An 18,323-nucleotide genomic window follows, 5' to 3' on the forward strand; every position below is an offset into this window, starting at 1 on the left:
TCCGGCAAGCAGTTAAAGTATTGAAAACCAGAAAAGAGAATGCCGTATTTTTGGAGTATCGGGCAGGAAAAGGTGCGGATATAAATTGCTGTGCGTAATGCTTCTGCAATACACTTACGAATATGAAACAGAAAACGCTATTTATTTTTTTACTCCTTGTAACTAGCCTTCATTTGGCTGGACAGAATAAGAAAGCCTACATTAAACACTATTTTTCTACATTGGCAAAGAACAAACAGTTTAATGGCGGGGTGATTGTAGCTGAAAAAGGAAAGATTATTTATAAAAGCGGATTTGGGTTTGCTGACTTTTCCAATAAAACACCCAATAGTGAAAACATAGCATTTCCGATAGCATCGTTAACAAAAACACTTACTGCTACAGCCATACTTCAGTTGGCTCAAGCTAAAAAAATAAACATCACCGATGCAGTAATAAAATACCTTCCACAGTTCCCATATCCAAATATTACACTACAACATTTACTATCACATACTTCGGGACTACCTGCATATAATGCATATTTCGACAGTACAAGAAAACTACATCCTGATACTGTTTTTACCAATGCGGATTTTTTGCACGGTGTCTCAACTAACACCAGGCCGTTAATCTATCAACCTGGTGAAAAAGGAAATTATGACAATATTAACTTTATTGTACTGGCATTGGTAATTGAGAAAGTATCTGGAATATCGCATAACGACTACATTAAACAACATATTTTGCTTCCTGCTGGTATGACAAATACTTTATTAGTAGCTTATAAAACACAATATAATCTGCCAATCAACTTTCCTTTTGCTTATCCTTATTTGTTCCCACACAAATATTCTGATAGTGTAGTAAAAGCTAAAGATGTACCTTATATTGCTAATTACTGGTCGACCTATAATTTTTCAGGTTTTGGTGATTATGTAAGTACTTTAAATGATTTACTTAATTACGACAAAGCCTATTACAATGGCAAATTAGTGCAACAAAACACAATTGACGATGCTTTTCAGCCGGTAAAACTCAACAATGGAAAAAACAACTTTGCTAATTTCGGTTTAGGCTGGCAGATAGATAAGGACAGCAGTTTTGGAAAAGTGGTCTATCATAATGGAAATGCTACCGGACTTAGTTGCATATTGGTAAGGAATATTTCAAAGCATCAAACCATTATTATATTTGACAACATACATAATAATAATTCGCAGGAACTAGCTTTTAAAACATTGAAGATGCTTAACGGCATAAAAGTTCCATTGCCAAAGAAAAGTCTTGCAGCAGAATATGCAAGAGTATTGGTGAATGAAGGAGCTGTAGTTGCAAGAAACAGACTGTTTAACTTAAAGTCTGATACATTACACTATCAACTAAGTGAAGATGAAATGAATCTTATTGGTTATGATTTTATGGGCGGAAGCAACAATCCAAACCCCTACAAGTTTCCTGAAGAACATAAGTATCAGGAGTCACTGGAAACTCTGAAAATAAATACTGAACTTTTCCCTGATAGTTGGAATGCTTTTGATAGCTACGGAGAAATACTGTTAATAGTAGGACAAAAAGAAACAGCTATTAAAATGTATAAAAAGTCTGTAGAATTAAATCCCGGAAACACCGCTGGACAGAAAATACTGGAACAACTTTTAAAATAGTTTTTAGGTGTCAGTACAATGGCACTAACACACAACAAAAGGTTTTGTGCAATCGGGGCTGGACGTTGAAGCAATCATCGGCAGTGCATGTCCAGGCTTTATATCCTGCGGACGGAATTCTGCCGGGCAGTAGTTCTAAACTTCTGCTTTTAGTTATAAATTTAGCTTTGGTTCCGGGAGGACAGTTGGTCAATTCCCCAACTGCACAAAGCCTCGGAAGTTGGCGGTAATAAAGCACCTCTGTGACTTCAAAATCAATCTCTTTTATTATTTCCCTTTTCTCGTTCTTATTTTCCCTTGCGCAAAAAGCTGAACTATGGGTGAACAATCCAGAACCAAGAGTCGGAGATATAATTACAATTAAATTCAATTTCCTAGATGATTCTTTAAAACATATTGGATCGGACACTACAAAAGACACCCTTTGGGAATATACTGGGGAAGGCAATATCGATCTAAAAAGGATAATGACCAAAACCGGCTTATGTTCAATTGGGCCTTTTACTTTCGTAATAAATAACAAAACCTATTCATCGAATAAAATAGAATTAAACGTTGTAGATAAATTGCCAGATGCCAAGGAAGGCTTTTGGCTCAGACAGGTTAGATGGAATAATACTGATTATCTAATTTTCGAACAACGAATTGATCTTAAAAAATGGGTTAACAAAAAGGTTGACCCATACAATTCCTTTGCTGATTTGGCAGATAATGTATGGGATCACACTGATGAAGTTGTATTTGGCTCTTCAAGTTCAATTTCGCCAATTCAACCAACAGTAGAAAAAGCCGAGAATGTTGTCGGTAAGATGGAAGTGCTATACAAAATATCAATCTATAAGTTCAAAAAGAAAAAAGGTTATAATGGAAGTTTTACATTGGAAAAGAAAAATTTTGACAACTTCCCATCTGGCATAGAATTTAAAGGTTTTACAATTCAATGATTTTACTTCCGCTAACATATAGGGCTTAAACGAAGCGGAGGTTTGGTTTAAGCCTATGTTGACTGAAGCTTCGATAGCCGGGTAAATTAGTTATGGATTCATCACCAGCTTTACAACGTAAAAGCCCCATTCTGCCGCCTTTGGCGCCAGAAACATGCAACGGAAACAGCTACCCCTTAAAGTAAATGCCGCCGCCTGTACGAATGTTTTTTGCGGATTTGGCTACAGCACCCCTCTACCCGGTAAGCGGTCAAAGTATTGAAAACAAAAAAGGGAAATACCGTATTTTTGGAGTATCCGGATGCGGAAAGAGGTGAGGATGTGGATGTTGTGCGTCAGGCAAAAGTAACATGATACCAAATTGAAAATGGACAAACCCAAACGAAGTAAGAGTTTTCTACAATACTTAATTCAACTTATAGTTTTAATAATACTGGACTATGTAGTAATTCGATTTTGGGTTATACGAATTGACCCAGACCCAAGTGTTTCAATTGGACTACTGTTTTTAATTCCAGCAGTATTTGTTACCAATATTATTATCGGAGTGGTTTTAGCATTTATTAAAAATCAATACTCTGGATTATTTTCTGTCAATTCAATTATTGCATCAATTCTTTTCTACTTTCTTTTTATTGACGGTATAAACAGGCACCAAAGCAAGCGATACGAGCGTTGGAAATTTAATTTAAACGACACGACGTTTGAAATTACACTTTCCAAACTTGACACAAATTTCAATATTGCTTATAGGAAAAATCCTAGCTATTCAACTGGTTTTATGAACGGGCAATATCTTACAAATCAAAGTGAATACTTGTTAACTTCCGACAAAACAATACTTGCAATAAGCAATGAGTTTCTGTTCGGATTTAGAAATACAAATGACAGCATAAAATTGACAAAGGTTGAAAGATAACGCATACAATAGCCCGAATGCACGATAGGCAGTTTGGCAATATAGCGGGGCGACAAATATATTTTCAGCCTTTGCTCAATATTTGGCCTCACCTATAGCCAACTGATTACACCAAGCAACAGAATAAAAAATGAACTTTTATTAATAAATTTAGGCGCGGTTACGGGCTGACGATTTTCAAATACTGGCATATGGCCAAGCCGTGTTCGTGGCCTGCAACCCTTTTTAACACATCAAAATATTCATAGCAAAACTTCAATGGCAAGAAAAAAAATAAACTCCAGCCTTCCGACTTTTGACGATTTACTTATTCCGACTATTCAAGCTTTGCAAAAGCTTGGCGGTTCTGGTTCAATTGAAGAAATAAATGGAAAAGTTTACGAGATAGCTCAAATTCACGACGACATTTTACAAATTCCTCATGGCGAAGACGGAACAATAAACGAAGTTGATTATAGGTTGGCGTGGAGTAGAACTTATCTTAAAAAATTTGGACTGCTTGAAAATTCGTCACGAGGAATTTGGGCTTTATCAAAACCAGATATTAATATTTCAACTATTGACCCGGACGAAATTAAGCGAACAGTTAGAGAACAGGCGAGACTAACGACAACAAAGACGGAAAGCAAGGAAGAACAAGAAAAGCAAACAGAAAAAGAAGTAGAGTTTGAAGTTGAAGCATCTGAAAATTGGAAACAACAATTATTAAATACACTTTACAACATTCCGCCTTCTGCTTTTGAACGACTTGCACAAAGAATCTTAAGAGAGAGTGGTTTCTTCCAGGTAGAAGTAACAGGCAAAACAGGCGACGGAGGAATAGACGGAAAAGGGATTGTAAGAATAAGTGGTTTTCTAAGCTTCCATGTTATTTTTCAATGTAAGAGATATAGAAGTTCCGTGACACCCGATAAAATAAGAGATTTTAGAGGTGCTATGCAAGGTCGTGCTGACAAAGGACTTTTTATTACGACAGGGACATTCACAAGAGAGGCAACCAAAGAAGCCACAAGGGACGGCGCACCACCTATTGACCTTATTGACGGAGAACTTTTGTGTGACAAGCTCAAAGAATTAAAACTCGGGGTTGAGACAAAGCTAACCGAAACCGTAGAAGTCAAAACTGATTGGTTTAGCAATCTATAATGCTAACAGATTCGGGCAGCAGGCCGTTTTGCTTTAGCAGGCGTAGATGAATAAATGATGATCTTAACGCTACTATCGGCTAATATCAGGCTTAACCCAGTTCTGTTTTGCTTTTAGTTGTCCACTTCAACATCAGTATTTCAATCGGCTTCACTTGCCGGGCAGACACAGCAAAAATTCCAGCCCTGCGGTAAGCCCCGAACGTTTGAACCAATTAAATGACGATGCCTTTAGACGCAGATAGTTACCTGACAATTCAACTTTTAAGTTATGACAGACCAACCGCAATGACGGAACGTTTTTATTTTCTAGAAATGTCAACCTTACAAGCAACAATACTGTTATCTCAAGACAAAAAAATCGTTTCCGCTAAAATTGTTGCCTACACAAACGAAAAAAAATATTTAGATGAGATTGTAACAGTGAGTTTTGAAACGATTGGTGATTTCAATGATTTTTTCATAAACAATCCTGACTATTATATTCACAACTGCGACATTAAGTTGGAGAACGGGATAAACATAGGCAGTCACGATGACGGAGAAGTTTTAATCGAATTTCCAATTGACAACTCAAACTCAATTATTATAGAAAACATTTTCGACAGGTATAGTCTCGACAAAAAAATAATTCACACACTAAAAAGCAAACCTGGACACTATATTGCTATTGATAGGCAAAACATGATAACTGGAGACTTTAAGAATTTTGACGACTACATTAAAAAAGGAAGGAAATGAAAATAAATAGTGTAACATACAGTTTGGTACCAGGAATGGCAACCGTAAATCCTCATCTTAGTGCCTATCAGCCACATATCCGGCTGACCAAACACGGATGTGTAACAGAATATAATTTCAACTTCTGTATCTTTAATCGAAAGCAGTTCCGGGGTGGACGTTTTTCGAATGCCCTTCCTGTTCAAATATTCGAACGTTAGTGGTATGTGTAACAGATGATAGCAACAATAAAACAATGAAAAATATACTTTTTGACTTTATATCAAAATACGTTTCTCTGACAGATGATGAAAAGAGCGCATTACTTTCGTTAGACCTATTTCACTCGGTAAAGAAAGGTACTACTTTACTCAAAGAAGGACAAAACTCTAAAGAAAGTTACTTTGTTTTAAAAGGTTGTATCCGTACTTATTACATGATAGACGGAGAAGAAAAAACAACAGCTTTCTACACAGAAATGGACGTCTTAACACCCCACTGTGTTATCAATAAAACTCCTTCTGACTATTTTATAAGTTGTGTAGAAGACAGTATCCTTACAGTTTCAAATTCTGATATGGAAGCAGAAATAAACTGTAAGTTTCCAAAGTTTGAACTAATGTGCAGAAAATTGTCGGAAGAATTGCTAGCAAAACAGCGAATAGACTTTGACGAGTTTAAGACTTCTTCCCCTGAAGAAAGATACCTGAACCTACTGCAAAAAAGACCGGATCTTATTCAGCGTGTTCCACAACACCAACTAGCAAGCTATTTAGGTATCAAACCTCAATCATTAAGCAGACTAAGAGCAAGAATTCTTGAAAAAAAGAGCTAACACCTATTTCTTAACTTAAGTGAACGCATTATCGCATCTCACTAATCCACTTTTGCAGCATCATTTAACAATAAAGAGAAGATATGCAAAAGAAAATTGTATGGATTGGACTTGCCTTAGTGCTGACAAACAGTTTACAGGTGAATGCACAAGATGCCAAACAAGACAGTAATTATAAAAAGTGGTTTGTAGGTAGTACATTCTTGCTGCTTGGAAATTTTTCTAAAGTAAATAACCCGGAGTTTATACAATTGAATTTCGGATATAGGATAACACCTAAAAATGTTGTTTCCTTTGAGTTTAAAAGATCCATTTATTCCTGGCCAATAGGTATCCCCTGGGGGCCATCATTTGATGCACCGGGACTAAACTATCCCGGACATGCACGCATACTTGCACCTACATTAGCATACCAGCGTTTTTGGTGGAAAGGAGTATATACATCCGTTCATGCATTGAATGCTTTTGAAAAATATATGGATGAGAATAATAAAAAGATTGGAAATGGATACACGTTATATATGACCTACCGTTTGGGTTACCAACTTAAATTTTTTAAAAACCGTTTCTTTTTTGAACCATCTATTGGTTTGACTCATTGGCCTGTAAGAATTAATACACCGGAATCTTTTAAATTAGTAGAAAATAAATGGCCTAACTATTTTCCTTACGAACCCGGGCTTCATTTCGGGTATAATTTTTAATACCCTATGAGTGGGTTAACAAGAAAAAATTATATCAAAAGCACTATAGATTTTTTTTCAAGAAAACCAAGAACCTTTTTTTACTTGGCGATTTGGGTGCACCATGGACAATATTTTCCTTGTTTTTTATTTTAAGGCATTACTCCGATTGCTTTGGCATGCCAGTATACATTTTAGCTTACTTATCAGTAATTGGATTGATTTATTGTGCTCATTCTACGTCTTGTTACTTTTTTTATTAAAGAATGCTGGACGCCATATTTAAGAACAATAGGTATTAGTAATTTTTTGTATTGTATTTTAACAATAACGTTATTATATATCTATTGCAACGGGTTGACACAGATAGGATTGACATATTTTTTAGCTGAAATTCTTACTATAGCGTTGTTAGTGTACATACAGTTAAGAGTCGCAAAAATCAAACAATACTTTTATCTAAACAACAAATAGACTCTGGCAAGTTTAAGACTTCACCTGAACAACAATATTTGAATTTATTGCAATCACAGCCAGACCTTACTAAGCATGTGCCACAACATCAATTAGCAAGCTGTTCAGGCATCAAACTTCAATCATTCAGCAGACTAAGGGCAAGAATCCTGAAAAAAAGAGCCAAAACGTATTTCTTAACTTAAGTGAACGAGTTATTGCATCCCGCCAATCCACTTTTGCAATACAAATTATTATAAAAAGGAAAGAAATGCAAAAAAAAATTTTATTCATTGGTTTTATCTTAATGATGACAGGTACGCTCCAACTAAAAGCACAATATGCTAAGACAGACAGCACTTATAAACGGTGGTTCGTTGGCAGCTCTTTATTTGTATTAGTAGGAAATTTAGTTTCTACAAACAGCCCCGACTTTGTTCAACTCAATTTCGGCTATCGTATTACAGGAAAAGATGTAATTACATTAGAACCAAAAACCTGGAAATATGCCTGGCCGAATGGTATTCACCCATTTTTAAACAACTCATACGGAAAGCCGGAAGAAGAATTTCCGGGATATGTTCGTGAATATGGCTTATCAGTGGCTTATCAACGATTTTTGTGGAAAGGTTTATATGCCGAACTTAATATAATGCCTACCTGGCAAACTTTTGTAAACGACAAAGGCAAAAAAATTGATAATGGATTTCAGGTTTTTAATACCTACCGTGTTGGTTATCACATCAAACTTTTTAAAGACCGTTTTTTTATTCAACCATCCATTGCAATTACCCACCGTGCTTATCACACAACAATGCCTGATGGATTTAAACAGTTAGACGACAAATGGTCAAAATTTGTCTTCGGAGAACCGGGATTTCATTTTGGGTTTACGTTTTAACAACTTCATTTCCCCAAAGCGTCCAGCCGAAGTACCTCTCCGCAGTTAGTCTCCGGTACCGGGCTTTGCGGCAGGCTAGAAACAATTGACAATTAACACACAATACCCGCTATTCTCCTAAGAATGCCAGACAAAAAATCTCAGCGCCAACTCAAGATTAATCGCAGCTTTGAGTTTGGTATCTTGAAAACAGGACAGTTTGAAATATCAACACTTTCTTTAATCTACTTTGCTTCACGGAAGCCTCCTGAATTCAACAAACATCCCCCGCTGCACCACAACCGTCTGGAGCCTGGCGCAGCCTGTTACACCCCGTGGCGTCTCTACGTCTCACAGTTGCTTGTCATTCCGTTGCGCATGTCTCCACGCATCACAGTTACTTGCCATTCTTTTCAGGATGATGTCTAACACGGAACATCATTTTCGGTATACTTAAGATGATTTGAAGCATGCAAAAGACCATATGCGGCCTGCGGTAAATCATTATTCCGGCCAGCTTTCCTGTTTTTTTTACCCTCCGCAGGCAGAAAAGCAGCTTTCCCAGGTTTTCCGAAGTTTTGCCGCTGCCCTAAGCTATTTTCCCAGGCCGGCAACTACCCGCCGTAGCCCGGCCGGGTAGCTTTACCGAATAAACCAGGTGAACCCTTCCATCCCAGCTTCCCAACGTAAAACCTCCGTTTCTGCCGCCTTTGGCGCCAGAAACATGCAACGGAAACGGCTACCCCTTAAAGTAAATGCCGCTGCCTGTGCGAATGTTTTTTGCGGATTTGCGCTACAGTACCCCACCATCCGGCAAGCAGTTAAAGTATTGAAAACAAAAAAAGGGAATACCGTATTTTTGGAGTATCCGGCTGGAAAGAGGTGCGGATATAAATTGTTATGCGGCACATAGCCATGAGACAGCGTCTATTATTTCTCGTTTTATTCTTTCCTTCTTTCTTACTTGCACAGGGCCGGATTGATCAAATTAAAGAGCAAGGTTACGTGAAAATGGCAGCTAAAGTAAACTGTGACCATCCTGATGGAGACGGTTTGTCCAGCCGCATCTGTGCAAATTTGGCTTTTCAAAGAAGTGACTCACTGCTGGTTATTACTTATAATTCTATACTAAAAATAGCCGATGAACGAAGCGACAAGACATTGCATAAAAAAGTCGTTGCCCTTCAACAGTCATGGCGTAAGCTTCGTGACCAACACTGTTCGATTGTGCATGACCAATTTAAGAATTGTGGCAGTTGTCACGAACAGGCTGCGGCCTACTTAAACTGTCTTAGAGAAATGACTGTCAATCGCATTGGCGAACTTGAAAAGCTAAAAGAAGAATTGAACTAATTACTCAGGCGCATAACAGAACTTTTGCAAGATGGCTGCTTCATAATTACCTTTCATCTATAAATTATTAATCAACAACGGCAAGGAAATAGGTGTATTGAATAGGAGGGCTTACTACTTTTGACTGCGAAGTTTAATCAAATCCAGCTCGCCTTCCAGCAAATCGGCTATTATATATTTGGCCCACATTGCTGCGTACCAGTTAAACGGGGTATTAATTACAAACCTGCTTGACAAAGTAACCCTGGTACCCGCACCAGGTATAGATTCAAGCTTATATACATCTTCAAGTATATCAAGGTGTTTACCCCCAATTACAATATGCTCATCCATAACATCTGCCGGTATTTTGCCAGCATCCGTTTTGATATCCAGGGTTAAAGCTTTGTTCTCTTCATATCTTGAGATAACTTCATCAAAAATCAATCCTTTTTCATAAACGGCGGTTCGCTTACCGCCTGCTGCTGCCGTGTCAAGACTTGTATAAATATGCTTCGGAAAACCCAGGAAAGATGAAAGACGGGTAGCATGTTTTTCAGGATTATCCAGCCTTGGGGCCACAATACTTTTCCACACTTCAGCGGCATTCGCTTTTACTACAATATGCCTGCTAACAATTATTTCTTCATTACTCAGGCTCCGGTCATTTTCTAATGTCCCGCCTAAAACAGGAATAACAAGCAACACAAGAGAGATTTTTAGTTTATCGGAATTTTCATCGCCAATTTCATAATCATCATCCAAATCATCCTTTTTTCTCCATTTGTACGCAAGCAACCCGCCAAGGCCAGCCAGGATTGCGAAGAAAGGAAACATCATCATCCAGCATATATCGCCTTCAATTCCTGAAGCAATAGTTATTACAAGTATTACCACACATGTTAAAACAGGATAACCGAATGCAGCGCCGGAACTCTTTATTCTATGCCTGGGGATTAAACGAACAGTAAGAAACCCGATTAGAACAGGTACGATTACTAAAAAAGAAAGGCTCATGATACCCATAAACTGGTCGAGAAAGCCGAAGAAAAGCCTTATAGATAACCCGTAAATAGTAGCAGCAGTAATAGCCAGGATAGTTTTCATTTTTGGTTTTTTAAGGTTGTGAAACTTATGGCGCTGAAGGGCCAACAGTAACAAATATCATATCTTTTGTACAATTAACCGTACAGGCAGCGTATCCCCCGGGCCTTTGCTTACGTAAATTCTAAAATGCAGGTCAAAAATATATTATATGCAAAATCCTGTATGTTGGCAGAATAATGCGCAGTTCTTATTTTGTAAACACTGTTATGCCCTATTTCTAACTTCATTTTTATACCAGATTAAAATAGCAATGCTGCCTGCATGCCAGTTTTTAAAAGCAGTATTAATGTTAAATAACCCAGCAATCATATATAAGCTTATAGGAATAACTCTACTTAATGCATTCAACAAGCCAATTTTATACGTATGCCGTATGCTCTTCCAGACAGGATTAGTTGTATTATCAATCAACAGGGGGAACAGAAATAACAAATGCACTTCGCATAGGTAAAACACAAAAAATGCCGCGGGAACAAGAAAAATACTCTCCCTGTACAAAAAGCAACATGCAATCACAGAAGCCACGATGCACAGACCATACTTCAAAAGCCCGTAAAAAGTAAAGTTTGTCCCTGGGTTAACATGCACCTTTCTGCTATTATCAAGTTGTTGCAGTTTTGTAGCCATCCAGGCAGCGCCAACATTAAATAACTGCAGGGTAAAAGTTTGCCGCACATATTCCGGGTTGTCTTTTAAAAATGCTTCGGCTTCTGCAAGCAGTTTTTTGTAATGCATTATTTGCAGTATATAAAATGAAACCACGCAAGCCAGGCTATTCCATTACCAAATACAAGCATGCGGTGATACATATTTTCCCTTCTTTTGCAACGTTTGATATGGAATACAAACTCATCGTAACTAATAGCTACAACAGTATAAATAAGTACAATCAAAATGGGGATCAAAAAATTTTGTGGCTTTGCACTAATCATGGCACACCACATTAACAAAAACATCGGTATTCCGCCAAACCCCAGCGCCTGCGCTTCAGCATCCCTTTCTTTTTTGGGTATCTTCATATTCAAGGGATCCCGGTGAAATCTCCAATCCAATACACCGCCTGCAGTAGCAACAATACCAAAAACGCCAACGACCAAAAACTGCCAGGGTAAAAAGGGAAAAGTATTGTGCAGGCCAAGACTCGCATTGGCTTTAAATAGAATAAACAAAACGCCAAACAACAATGCTGGAACGAATAACAATACCAAAGAAAGGTATTGCCTGAAGACGGTATTCTTTTGCATATCGGGTAAATCTCAAAAAAATTACAGGTCAAAACTAATTCAAAGGTAACATTGCTCCTCTTCCATGTTACCAACCAGCTTGCATAAAAACTGCCAAACATCCGCAATTTGGCTCAGTTTGTCAAGTTAGCCAGCTATCCGGTTTAATAAAGCGGATATTAGCGGTACCACAAAAAACAAGGAGGATATTATGAAAATGCAACCTGTAGCAGTAGCGTTAACAGCTATAAACCTGGTTATTATGATTGTTCTTTTGGCGCAAATGCGGCCGGCCATGGCCCAACAACAGCCAGGCATTGCACCGGTAGTAAAAACCCATGCCCTTCATATATTAGACAACCAGGGTAAAATACGGGCCAGTATAACCGTAGAGCCGGCAGTGGAAGTAGATGGCAAACAATACCCCCAAACTACGTTGCTGCGCCTGATTGATAACCAGGGAAAACCATTGGTAAAACTTACCGCCGCAGAAAACGGCTCTGCTTTAGGGCTTTCTGATGAATTGGATGGCGGAGTGCTTATCCGTGCAAGGGATACGGGCACTTTTGTTAAGCTAAACAACAGGTACAAAGAAAGGGTTATAAGGCCCTGAAACAGGGTAACAGCCGCTGTTGTGCCAACCATTCCCGGCACGTATTCCACGGCTGGCCCTTGGCATATCATCAAGATTTTTTATGTACCCGGCAGCAGGAACATCTATTGAGCGTTCCTTGCGTCGCACTCTTGTACTGCACCGCTATATGCAGCAGCCCTACCCGCAACCCTGTTTATCCGTTTACATTTTTGAGCTGTACAGCAAAACCAATTACCGGTATTTTCCGTTTTTCAACCGCTTTATCCATTGGTCAATTTTCCATCATTGTTTTCTATTGCGCAGGATAACTTTAAGGGGCATACTCATCTGCAATTCCTTATTTCTAAAACACAAATGCATGGCTAAAATTACCTGTGCTGGGTTGTTGCTTATTGCTGTATTCAACATGGCACATGCACAAAAGGTTACGCAAAGCCTTATACCCAAAGATTTTGTGCGGCAATACTACCAGGCGTACAGCGGTGTACCAAAAGCGGCAAGGTTGTCGCCATTCTACGCTGACTCAACCACAATAGACGACCCCACTTATGACTGGGTGGGTAATACAAAAACAGCGATATTCAAAAACTTTGACCAGAATAACCTGAACAACCATTATACCTGGCGAATTGACCAGCAGATAAGCCAGGACAATAAGCTGGTAACAGAAGGGCTTTTATCCGCCGTGTATGGAGATATTCCTTACGAAATGAGGTTTGTGAACATCTTCTGGTTTGAAAATGGAAAGATTGTAAAACAGTACGACTACTACGATAACAAAGACTGGTACAAAGCAGTGGAAGAATGGAAAAAACGGCAACAGGAAAAATAAACCCCGGCTTTTTTAACCAGCCTGCTTTTAGAACAACCTGGGCTATTCATCATCCAGTGGCCGGCCTATTTCCCAGGTATGTCCAAACGGGTCTGTAAGCTTCCCTATTCTCCATGACTCTTCTGTGGTTACAGGGCAAACCTGCGTTGCGCCGGCAGCCACTGCCCGGGTATAAAAAGCATCCGGGTCGGCAACGGTAAGTATAATGCGTACGGGGCTGCCGCCAAGGGTTGCAGGGCTGTAATTACCAAACTCCGGTTCCTCATCCCCTACCCAAAATTCGGCGCCTTCAACAGCCAGTTTTGCCACCAGCCTGTCACCAGGCAGTTCGTAACTTGCCAATACCTGCGCACCAAGACCTGCGGTATAAAATTCCACAGCCGCGGCCGCCCCTTTTACGGTTAAAAAAGGATAAATAGTGGTAGCAATGCGGGATACTTTATCTATAGCCATAACAAGTGGTTTATCGCCGCACCGTATGAATGTCAGTGCTGCTTAACTAAGGATGTCAGCCTGAGCCTGTCGAAGGCGGGTTCATCAACACATGGCTGCAAAACCGGTTTCGACAGGCTCAACCTGACATTCATCTCTTATCTAAATGACATTGTGCATAAATGTACAACAACGGCAACAATCATTTTGGGTTTTATAACGTCCTGTGCGTATGTTGCCCTTATCAACCGGGATGACGAAATGAAAACGTATGCCGCGTTAGGGATTGGAGCGGAAATCCTTTTTGCGAGGCACGAGCAAAAAGATTGCAGCGTAAAGCCCGACGGCTTCGCCGGAACGCCCTGACTATTCTTACTTAACTTAGGTTTTAGATGTCGCACATACCTGTATTTAACAACCTTATTTTACTTTTTTGTTTTGACACAAAAAAGTAACAAAAAAAGTCAAGGAAGAAACGATATACAACACGTTTCTTCCGTTCGCCCTGATTAAGCTTTTGTACTACTGTGATTTCATCAGCAGAACTTTCTTATACAAAGCATACCAAACTTAATGATGCAGTTAAAATGAATGATCCTATCTGATTTTTATTTGTTTATATCTGAATTTCAGTATACAAGATCCAAAACTCACGTTACCTAATTCAATAAGCAGTTCTTTGGCCAGGTTGTTAGTACAAAACTATCCGCCGCTACGTCTGTTAAACAGGATACATTTGTTACCATTAAACACCGCCAAATGCTGTACAACAAAATACTGTTTGCCACATTGCTGCTTGCTGTTACAATTACCACCACATCTACCGCACAGGAAAACCAGGCTCCGGAAGGCACTTACGCTAACCCAATGCCGGTAAAACTGGGCGACCCTTATGTTTTATACGACAATGGCGCCTACTACATGTATGGCACAGGTGCAAGGGATGGTTTCCCCGCCTACCGGTCAACAGACCTGGTAAACTGGAAACCGCTGGGCCAGGTATATACCCGCGACACGCTGAAATCTTTTGGCATTGGCGCTTTTTGGGCGCCGGAAGTGTACAAAGTGAAAGGAAAGTATTACATGTTTTACAGCGCACAATGGAAAAACAATCCAACCAACGAACTGGAGAATTTTAAAATAGGCATAGCAGTGGCTGATAAACCGGAAGGCCCGTTTGTGGATTTTTCCGACAAGCCTATTTTTGACCCCGGCTATCCCATTATTGACGCGAATGTGTTTTTTGATACCGATGGCAAAATGTACCTGTATTATTCAAGATGCTGCTACAAACATGCTGTAAAAAGTGAAGCAGCCGATATGGCAAAGAAAAACGGCTGGTTTAACGAGGTGGAAGAAAGCTGGGTGTATGGCGTGGAGCTAAAGCCCGATTTTTCCGGTGTGGTGGGAGAACCTGTTTTACTGCTTCGGCCACCTGTAAGCATGAAAGATAAACAGGCGGAATGGGAAAGCCGTTCTGTTACCGCACGTGAAGTAAACAGGCGCTGGACGGAGGGCTCTGTTACTTTTAAAAAAGAAGGCCTTTACTACATGATGTACTCTGCCAACAATTTTGCAGGCCAGCATTACGCGGTGGGCTATGCCACGGCAAAATCGCCACTTGGGCCTTATACAAAAGCACCCAACAACCCTGTGCTGCAAAAAAATACAGCAGAGGGCGGTACGGTATCCGGCACTGGCCACAACTCAATTACCTGGTCGCCGGATGGAAAGGAAATGTTCTGCGTGTACCATGCCCGTACAAGCGCTACCGGCGATGAGCGTGTGGTTTTTATTGACCGCATGACGGTTAAAGATGGCAGCATAACCGTAGATGGGCCTACCACTTCGCCACAGCCTTTACCGGCTGGCTCGGTAAAAGAAAAATAATACTGCGTTGCGTAACCGGCAGGCAGCGATATATTTAACTTACAGGCTATGATGTACTCCAGGAGAAAATTTATAGGCGATGTGGCAAAGGGCATTTGTTTTATCGGGGCCGGTAATGCGCTGCAGTCCTTTAGTGCCAAAGGTTTTGTATTGCCGCCGGCGGCTGATGTGCAACTGCGTTTTGCCATAGCTTCAGACGGGCATTATGGCGAACCCAACACCAGCTACAACCGGTACTTTGATGATATGATTGGCTGGCTTAACCAGGAAAAAAAGCAGCGTGGCGTAGATTTTACGGTTATCAACGGAGACCTTTTTCATGATAACCCTGTATTTCTTCCGCAGGTAAAACAAAAGCTGGATGGCCTGCAAATGAAATACTATGTATCCCACGGCAACCACGATAAAGTAGATGACAATACCTGGCAACAAACCTGGGGCATACAGCAGCACCATTCCTTTACAGAAGGCAACAACGCCTTTTTGATACTTAACACGGCCGACATACAGGGCAAATATATTTGCCCGGATATGGCCTGGACAAAGAAGCAGCTAACCGCTTTACAAGATGCTGAAAACCTTTTTGTGTTTATGCACATAACGCCTGTTAAGTGGACGGACAATGCCATTGACTGCCCGGAACTGGTGGAGCTGTTTTCCAGGCAGCAGAACCTGAAAGCGGTATTTCATGGCCACGACCATGACCAGGATGCCATTAAAGAAAATGGAGGGAAACATTATTTTTTTGATGCGCATATTGGCGGCAGTTGGGGAACGGCCTATCACGGTTACCGCATCGTGGAAGTTTTAAACAGTGGTAATATCCTCACCTATCAAATGAACCCCGTTACCGGGCAAAAGGTAAACCATGATAAGCTAACTGGTTAGTAAACCTGCTAATTAAAATGCCTCGCCCAATTGAAAATAAAAGCCATGATTGCCGGTGGAAGTAACGCCATAATCAAGGCGCAGGTTAAGCCTTTCCTTCTTGTTGAGCGCAAAGCGCAGGCCGCCACCATAAGCAAACTTAAAACCACGCAGGCTGTAATCCATTACACGGCGGGTAACATCTCCTGCGGCGCCAAACAATACCGCCCCCAGGCAACCATATACGGGCAACCGGTATTCAGACTGTATCACCATCATTTGCTTATCCCTGAAACGGCCGTTGTAAAAACCCCGCATACTGCTGGATCCGCCCAACTGGGCCAGGCTACGCACAGGCACTTCAGGACCCGCATTAATAACGTTGTAGAACTGTAGTGCCAGCACCTGCTTTTTAAACAGCGGTATGTACTTTCTTATGTCCTGCACTATGTTGGTATAGGTAAAATCAGAGCCTATATAAGGCGCAAAATGATTAAAGTATAACTGGGCAAAGGCGCCGCTGTTGGGTGCAAAAGCATTGTTACGGCTGTCGTAGGTTAGGCTTAGCCCCAGGCCTGATACAAAGTAGCCTTTGCGGCCAGCTATTTTCTGTTTGTCAAACAGCCCGCCGGGTTCATACTCCATAGCCAGCACATTTTGCTGCTCATACAGCACACCTGCAAAAAGGCCTCGCCCTATTTTTTTCATAGGGTGCAGGTACACGTAGTATTGCCTGAATTTGTATGGCTCTTCTGCTGAGTCTGGCGTATTGCTGCCAAGGCCCCAGCATTTATCAGGAAAGTAACTGTAAGAAAACTGGTGGTTGATAATATACTTTTCCTTAGGAAAATAAATGGAGCCATTGATGGCGGCAATCAACTGGTGTTTAAGTGAATACAATGCCAGCGCCTGTATGTTAGACGTACGGGAAACAGTATCTTTTCCGGCAATGCGGAAGGTGCTGGCAGCTACTGCCCCAAAAGACCACCCGGTTTCCACGGAACGGGCCATTACAGGCAGTACCATCAGCTTTTTGGTGCGACGGTTAACAACACTGTCTTTTTGAGCGCCGGATGTTATGGAAAGCAGGTTTAAGGCAATAAATACGCTGAAAAAGGCAAGCCTCAAATCTCTTATAGTTTACAGTTGGTTAATGCCGCAATATATTAATATTCTTATTGCGGCGTGTAAATAAATTAACGGCTTAACGTTATTAAAAATGGGATAATTTGTAAAAAAAAGCATGGCCGGTAAAACACAACTGAAACGAATGTTGAATGGGGAAATGTATAATTCCTCAGATGAATTGCTTGCAGCAATGCGGGCTAATGCAAGAAGGCTTGCCGAAGAACTTAACAGCACGCTTTACGATAAAGAAAAACGAACCGCCATACTGCAAAAGCTGCTGGGCAAATGCGGCGAAAATATTGATATACAATCGCCGTTTCTTTGCGATTATGGCTGCCATATTGAAGTGGGCGATAACTTCTATGCCAACTTTAACTGCATATTTCTTGATTGTAATTACATACGCATAGGCAACAATGTTTTTATAGCGCCCAACGTACAGATATATGCGGCCCAGCACCCGGTAATAGCGGCTGAACGTATAAAGGGCCCCGAGATGTCGGCGCCGGTTACCATTGGCGACAATGTTTGGATTGGCGGCGGCAGTATTATTTGCCCGGGAGTAACCATTGGCAGCAATACTACTATTGGAGCGGGTAGCGTGGTGGTAAAGAATATTCCCGCAAACGTGGTAGCGGCAGGCAACCCATGCAGGGTGATAAGGGAATTGCAATAAGCTCCTCCATGGGCGG

20 protein-coding genes are annotated in these 18,323 nt (G+C 40.5%); 15 read left to right on the top strand and 5 right to left on the bottom strand.

Features of this window, described 5'->3' with window-relative positions; all coding sequences use genetic code 11:
* Positions 1–122: 122 nt before the first annotated feature.
* From F0364_RS17680 to F0364_RS17725, 10 genes are all read left to right on the top strand, one after another.
* Complete coding sequence (locus F0364_RS17680; RefSeq protein ID WP_153799133.1) at positions 123–1,646, top strand: serine hydrolase domain-containing protein; 1,524 nt, start codon at positions 123–125, stop codon at positions 1,644–1,646.
* Between the two features lie 242 nt (positions 1,647–1,888).
* Positions 1,889–2,590 (top strand): BatD family protein, encoded by a 702-nt coding sequence (locus F0364_RS17685; protein ID WP_153799134.1) that lies wholly within the window; start codon positions 1,889–1,891, stop codon positions 2,588–2,590.
* Positions 2,591–2,957: 367 nt separating this feature from the next.
* On the top strand, positions 2,958–3,509 hold the full coding sequence (locus tag F0364_RS17690) for a hypothetical protein (RefSeq protein ID WP_153799135.1): 552 nt from the start codon (positions 2,958–2,960) through the stop codon (positions 3,507–3,509).
* A gap of 258 nt (positions 3,510–3,767) precedes the next feature.
* A complete protein-coding gene (locus tag F0364_RS17695; RefSeq protein WP_153799136.1) occupies positions 3,768–4,655 on the top strand; it encodes a restriction endonuclease in 888 nt (295 codons plus the stop codon).
* A 224-nt stretch (positions 4,656–4,879) separates the two neighbouring features.
* On the top strand, positions 4,880–5,395 hold the full coding sequence (locus F0364_RS17700; protein ID WP_153799137.1) for a hypothetical protein: 516 nt from the start codon (positions 4,880–4,882) through the stop codon (positions 5,393–5,395).
* A gap of 235 nt (positions 5,396–5,630) precedes the next feature.
* A complete protein-coding gene (locus F0364_RS17705; RefSeq protein WP_153799138.1) occupies positions 5,631–6,209 on the top strand; it encodes a Crp/Fnr family transcriptional regulator in 579 nt (192 codons plus the stop codon).
* An 83-nt stretch (positions 6,210–6,292) separates the two neighbouring features.
* Positions 6,293–6,913 carry a hypothetical protein gene (locus F0364_RS17710; RefSeq protein ID WP_153799139.1) on the top strand — a complete coding sequence of 207 codons (621 nt, stop codon included), beginning with the start codon at positions 6,293–6,295 and terminating at the stop codon, positions 6,911–6,913.
* Positions 6,914–7,616: 703 nt separating this feature from the next.
* Positions 7,617–8,246: a hypothetical protein gene (locus tag F0364_RS17715; protein ID WP_153799140.1), complete on the top strand. Its 630-nt coding sequence runs from the start codon at positions 7,617–7,619 to the stop codon at positions 8,244–8,246.
* A gap of 123 nt (positions 8,247–8,369) precedes the next feature.
* Positions 8,370–8,654 (top strand): hypothetical protein, encoded by a 285-nt coding sequence (locus F0364_RS17720; protein ID WP_153799141.1) that lies wholly within the window; start codon positions 8,370–8,372, stop codon positions 8,652–8,654.
* A 486-nt stretch (positions 8,655–9,140) separates the two neighbouring features.
* On the top strand, positions 9,141–9,578 hold the full coding sequence (locus F0364_RS17725; RefSeq protein WP_207632742.1) for a lysozyme inhibitor LprI family protein: 438 nt from the start codon (positions 9,141–9,143) through the stop codon (positions 9,576–9,578).
* A 114-nt stretch (positions 9,579–9,692) separates the two neighbouring features.
* Here the strand turns inward: F0364_RS17725 and F0364_RS17730 are convergent, their stop codons facing one another.
* The 3 genes from F0364_RS17730 to F0364_RS17740 all read right to left on the bottom strand — a co-directional run bounded on the left by F0364_RS17730 (position 9,693) and on the right by F0364_RS17740 (position 11,908).
* Positions 9,693–10,664: an SRPBCC family protein gene (locus F0364_RS17730; protein ID WP_153799143.1), complete on the bottom strand. Its 972-nt coding sequence runs from the start codon at positions 10,662–10,664 to the stop codon at positions 9,693–9,695.
* A gap of 204 nt (positions 10,665–10,868) precedes the next feature.
* A complete protein-coding gene (locus tag F0364_RS17735; RefSeq protein ID WP_153799144.1) occupies positions 10,869–11,399 on the bottom strand; it encodes a hypothetical protein in 531 nt (176 codons plus the stop codon).
* On the bottom strand, positions 11,399–11,908 hold the full coding sequence (locus F0364_RS17740; protein ID WP_153799145.1) for a hypothetical protein: 510 nt from the start codon (positions 11,906–11,908) through the stop codon (positions 11,399–11,401). Before F0364_RS17740 ends, F0364_RS17735 begins: the two co-directional genes overlap by 1 nt.
* A gap of 190 nt (positions 11,909–12,098) precedes the next feature.
* On the opposite strand from F0364_RS17740, the gene F0364_RS17745 reads away from it, so the two are divergent.
* Together F0364_RS17745 and F0364_RS17750 are read left to right on the top strand one after the other, a co-directional pair.
* A complete protein-coding gene (locus F0364_RS17745) occupies positions 12,099–12,500 on the top strand; it encodes a hypothetical protein (protein WP_153799146.1) in 402 nt (133 codons plus the stop codon).
* 340 nt (positions 12,501–12,840) lie between these two features.
* Positions 12,841–13,314 carry a nuclear transport factor 2 family protein gene (locus F0364_RS17750; protein WP_153799147.1) on the top strand — a complete coding sequence of 158 codons (474 nt, stop codon included), beginning with the start codon at positions 12,841–12,843 and terminating at the stop codon, positions 13,312–13,314.
* 42 nt (positions 13,315–13,356) lie between these two features.
* Here the strand turns inward: F0364_RS17750 and F0364_RS17755 are convergent, their stop codons facing one another.
* Positions 13,357–13,767 carry a VOC family protein gene (locus tag F0364_RS17755; RefSeq protein WP_153799148.1) on the bottom strand — a complete coding sequence of 137 codons (411 nt, stop codon included), beginning with the start codon at positions 13,765–13,767 and terminating at the stop codon, positions 13,357–13,359.
* 738 nt (positions 13,768–14,505) lie between these two features.
* Between F0364_RS17755 and F0364_RS17760 the strand changes: the two genes are divergently transcribed.
* Both F0364_RS17760 and F0364_RS17765 read left to right on the top strand, forming a co-directional pair.
* A complete protein-coding gene (locus tag F0364_RS17760; RefSeq protein WP_153799149.1) occupies positions 14,506–15,636 on the top strand; it encodes a glycoside hydrolase family 43 protein in 1,131 nt (376 codons plus the stop codon).
* Positions 15,637–15,684: 48 nt separating this feature from the next.
* The gene (locus F0364_RS17765; protein WP_153799150.1) at positions 15,685–16,524 is read left to right on the top strand and encodes a metallophosphoesterase family protein; all 840 of its coding nucleotides are present in this window, start codon (positions 15,685–15,687) and stop codon (positions 16,522–16,524) included.
* 12 nt (positions 16,525–16,536) lie between these two features.
* Here F0364_RS17765 and F0364_RS17770 read toward each other — a convergent pair whose 3' ends face one another.
* Positions 16,537–17,631: a BamA/TamA family outer membrane protein gene (locus tag F0364_RS17770; RefSeq protein WP_207632743.1), complete on the bottom strand. Its 1,095-nt coding sequence runs from the start codon at positions 17,629–17,631 to the stop codon at positions 16,537–16,539.
* A 115-nt stretch (positions 17,632–17,746) separates the two neighbouring features.
* On the opposite strand from F0364_RS17770, the gene F0364_RS17775 reads away from it, so the two are divergent.
* A complete protein-coding gene (locus tag F0364_RS17775; protein ID WP_153799151.1) occupies positions 17,747–18,307 on the top strand; it encodes a sugar O-acetyltransferase in 561 nt (186 codons plus the stop codon).
* Positions 18,308–18,323: the final 16 nt, after the last annotated feature.

This window comes from Foetidibacter luteolus (assembly GCF_009650435.1).
Taxonomy (GTDB): Bacteria; Bacteroidota; Bacteroidia; order Chitinophagales; family Chitinophagaceae; genus Foetidibacter; species Foetidibacter luteolus.

Bases quoted from the DNA above. Each gene is read 5' to 3' on its own strand.
- F0364_RS17715 (WP_153799140.1), top strand. From the start codon at position 7,617: ATGCAAAAAAAAATTTTATTCATTGGTTTTATCTTAATGATGACAGGT.
- F0364_RS17680 (WP_153799133.1), top strand. From the start codon at position 123: ATGAAACAGAAAACGCTATTTATTTTTTTACTCCTTGTAACTAGCCTT.
- F0364_RS17745 (WP_153799146.1), top strand. From the start codon at position 12,099: ATGAAAATGCAACCTGTAGCAGTAGCGTTAACAGCTATAAACCTGGTT.
- F0364_RS17765 (WP_153799150.1), top strand. From the start codon at position 15,685: ATGATGTACTCCAGGAGAAAATTTATAGGCGATGTGGCAAAGGGCATT.
- F0364_RS17695 (WP_153799136.1), top strand. From the start codon at position 3,768: ATGGCAAGAAAAAAAATAAACTCCAGCCTTCCGACTTTTGACGATTTA.
- F0364_RS17705 (WP_153799138.1), top strand. From the start codon at position 5,631: ATGAAAAATATACTTTTTGACTTTATATCAAAATACGTTTCTCTGACA.
- F0364_RS17720 (WP_153799141.1), top strand. From the start codon at position 8,370: ATGCCAGACAAAAAATCTCAGCGCCAACTCAAGATTAATCGCAGCTTT.
- F0364_RS17725 (WP_207632742.1), top strand. From the start codon at position 9,141: ATGAGACAGCGTCTATTATTTCTCGTTTTATTCTTTCCTTCTTTCTTA.
- F0364_RS17775 (WP_153799151.1), top strand. From the start codon at position 17,747: ATGGCCGGTAAAACACAACTGAAACGAATGTTGAATGGGGAAATGTAT.
- F0364_RS17760 (WP_153799149.1), top strand. From the start codon at position 14,506: ATGCTGTACAACAAAATACTGTTTGCCACATTGCTGCTTGCTGTTACA.
- F0364_RS17735 (WP_153799144.1), bottom strand. From the start codon at position 11,399: ATGCATTACAAAAAACTGCTTGCAGAAGCCGAAGCATTTTTAAAAGAC.
- F0364_RS17750 (WP_153799147.1), top strand. From the start codon at position 12,841: ATGGCTAAAATTACCTGTGCTGGGTTGTTGCTTATTGCTGTATTCAAC.
- F0364_RS17710 (WP_153799139.1), top strand. From the start codon at position 6,293: ATGCAAAAGAAAATTGTATGGATTGGACTTGCCTTAGTGCTGACAAAC.
- F0364_RS17700 (WP_153799137.1), top strand. From the start codon at position 4,880: ATGCCTTTAGACGCAGATAGTTACCTGACAATTCAACTTTTAAGTTAT.
- F0364_RS17755 (WP_153799148.1), bottom strand. From the start codon at position 13,767: ATGGCTATAGATAAAGTATCCCGCATTGCTACCACTATTTATCCTTTT.
- F0364_RS17690 (WP_153799135.1), top strand. From the start codon at position 2,958: ATGGACAAACCCAAACGAAGTAAGAGTTTTCTACAATACTTAATTCAA.
- F0364_RS17730 (WP_153799143.1), bottom strand. From the start codon at position 10,664: ATGAAAACTATCCTGGCTATTACTGCTGCTACTATTTACGGGTTATCT.
- F0364_RS17740 (WP_153799145.1), bottom strand. From the start codon at position 11,908: ATGCAAAAGAATACCGTCTTCAGGCAATACCTTTCTTTGGTATTGTTA.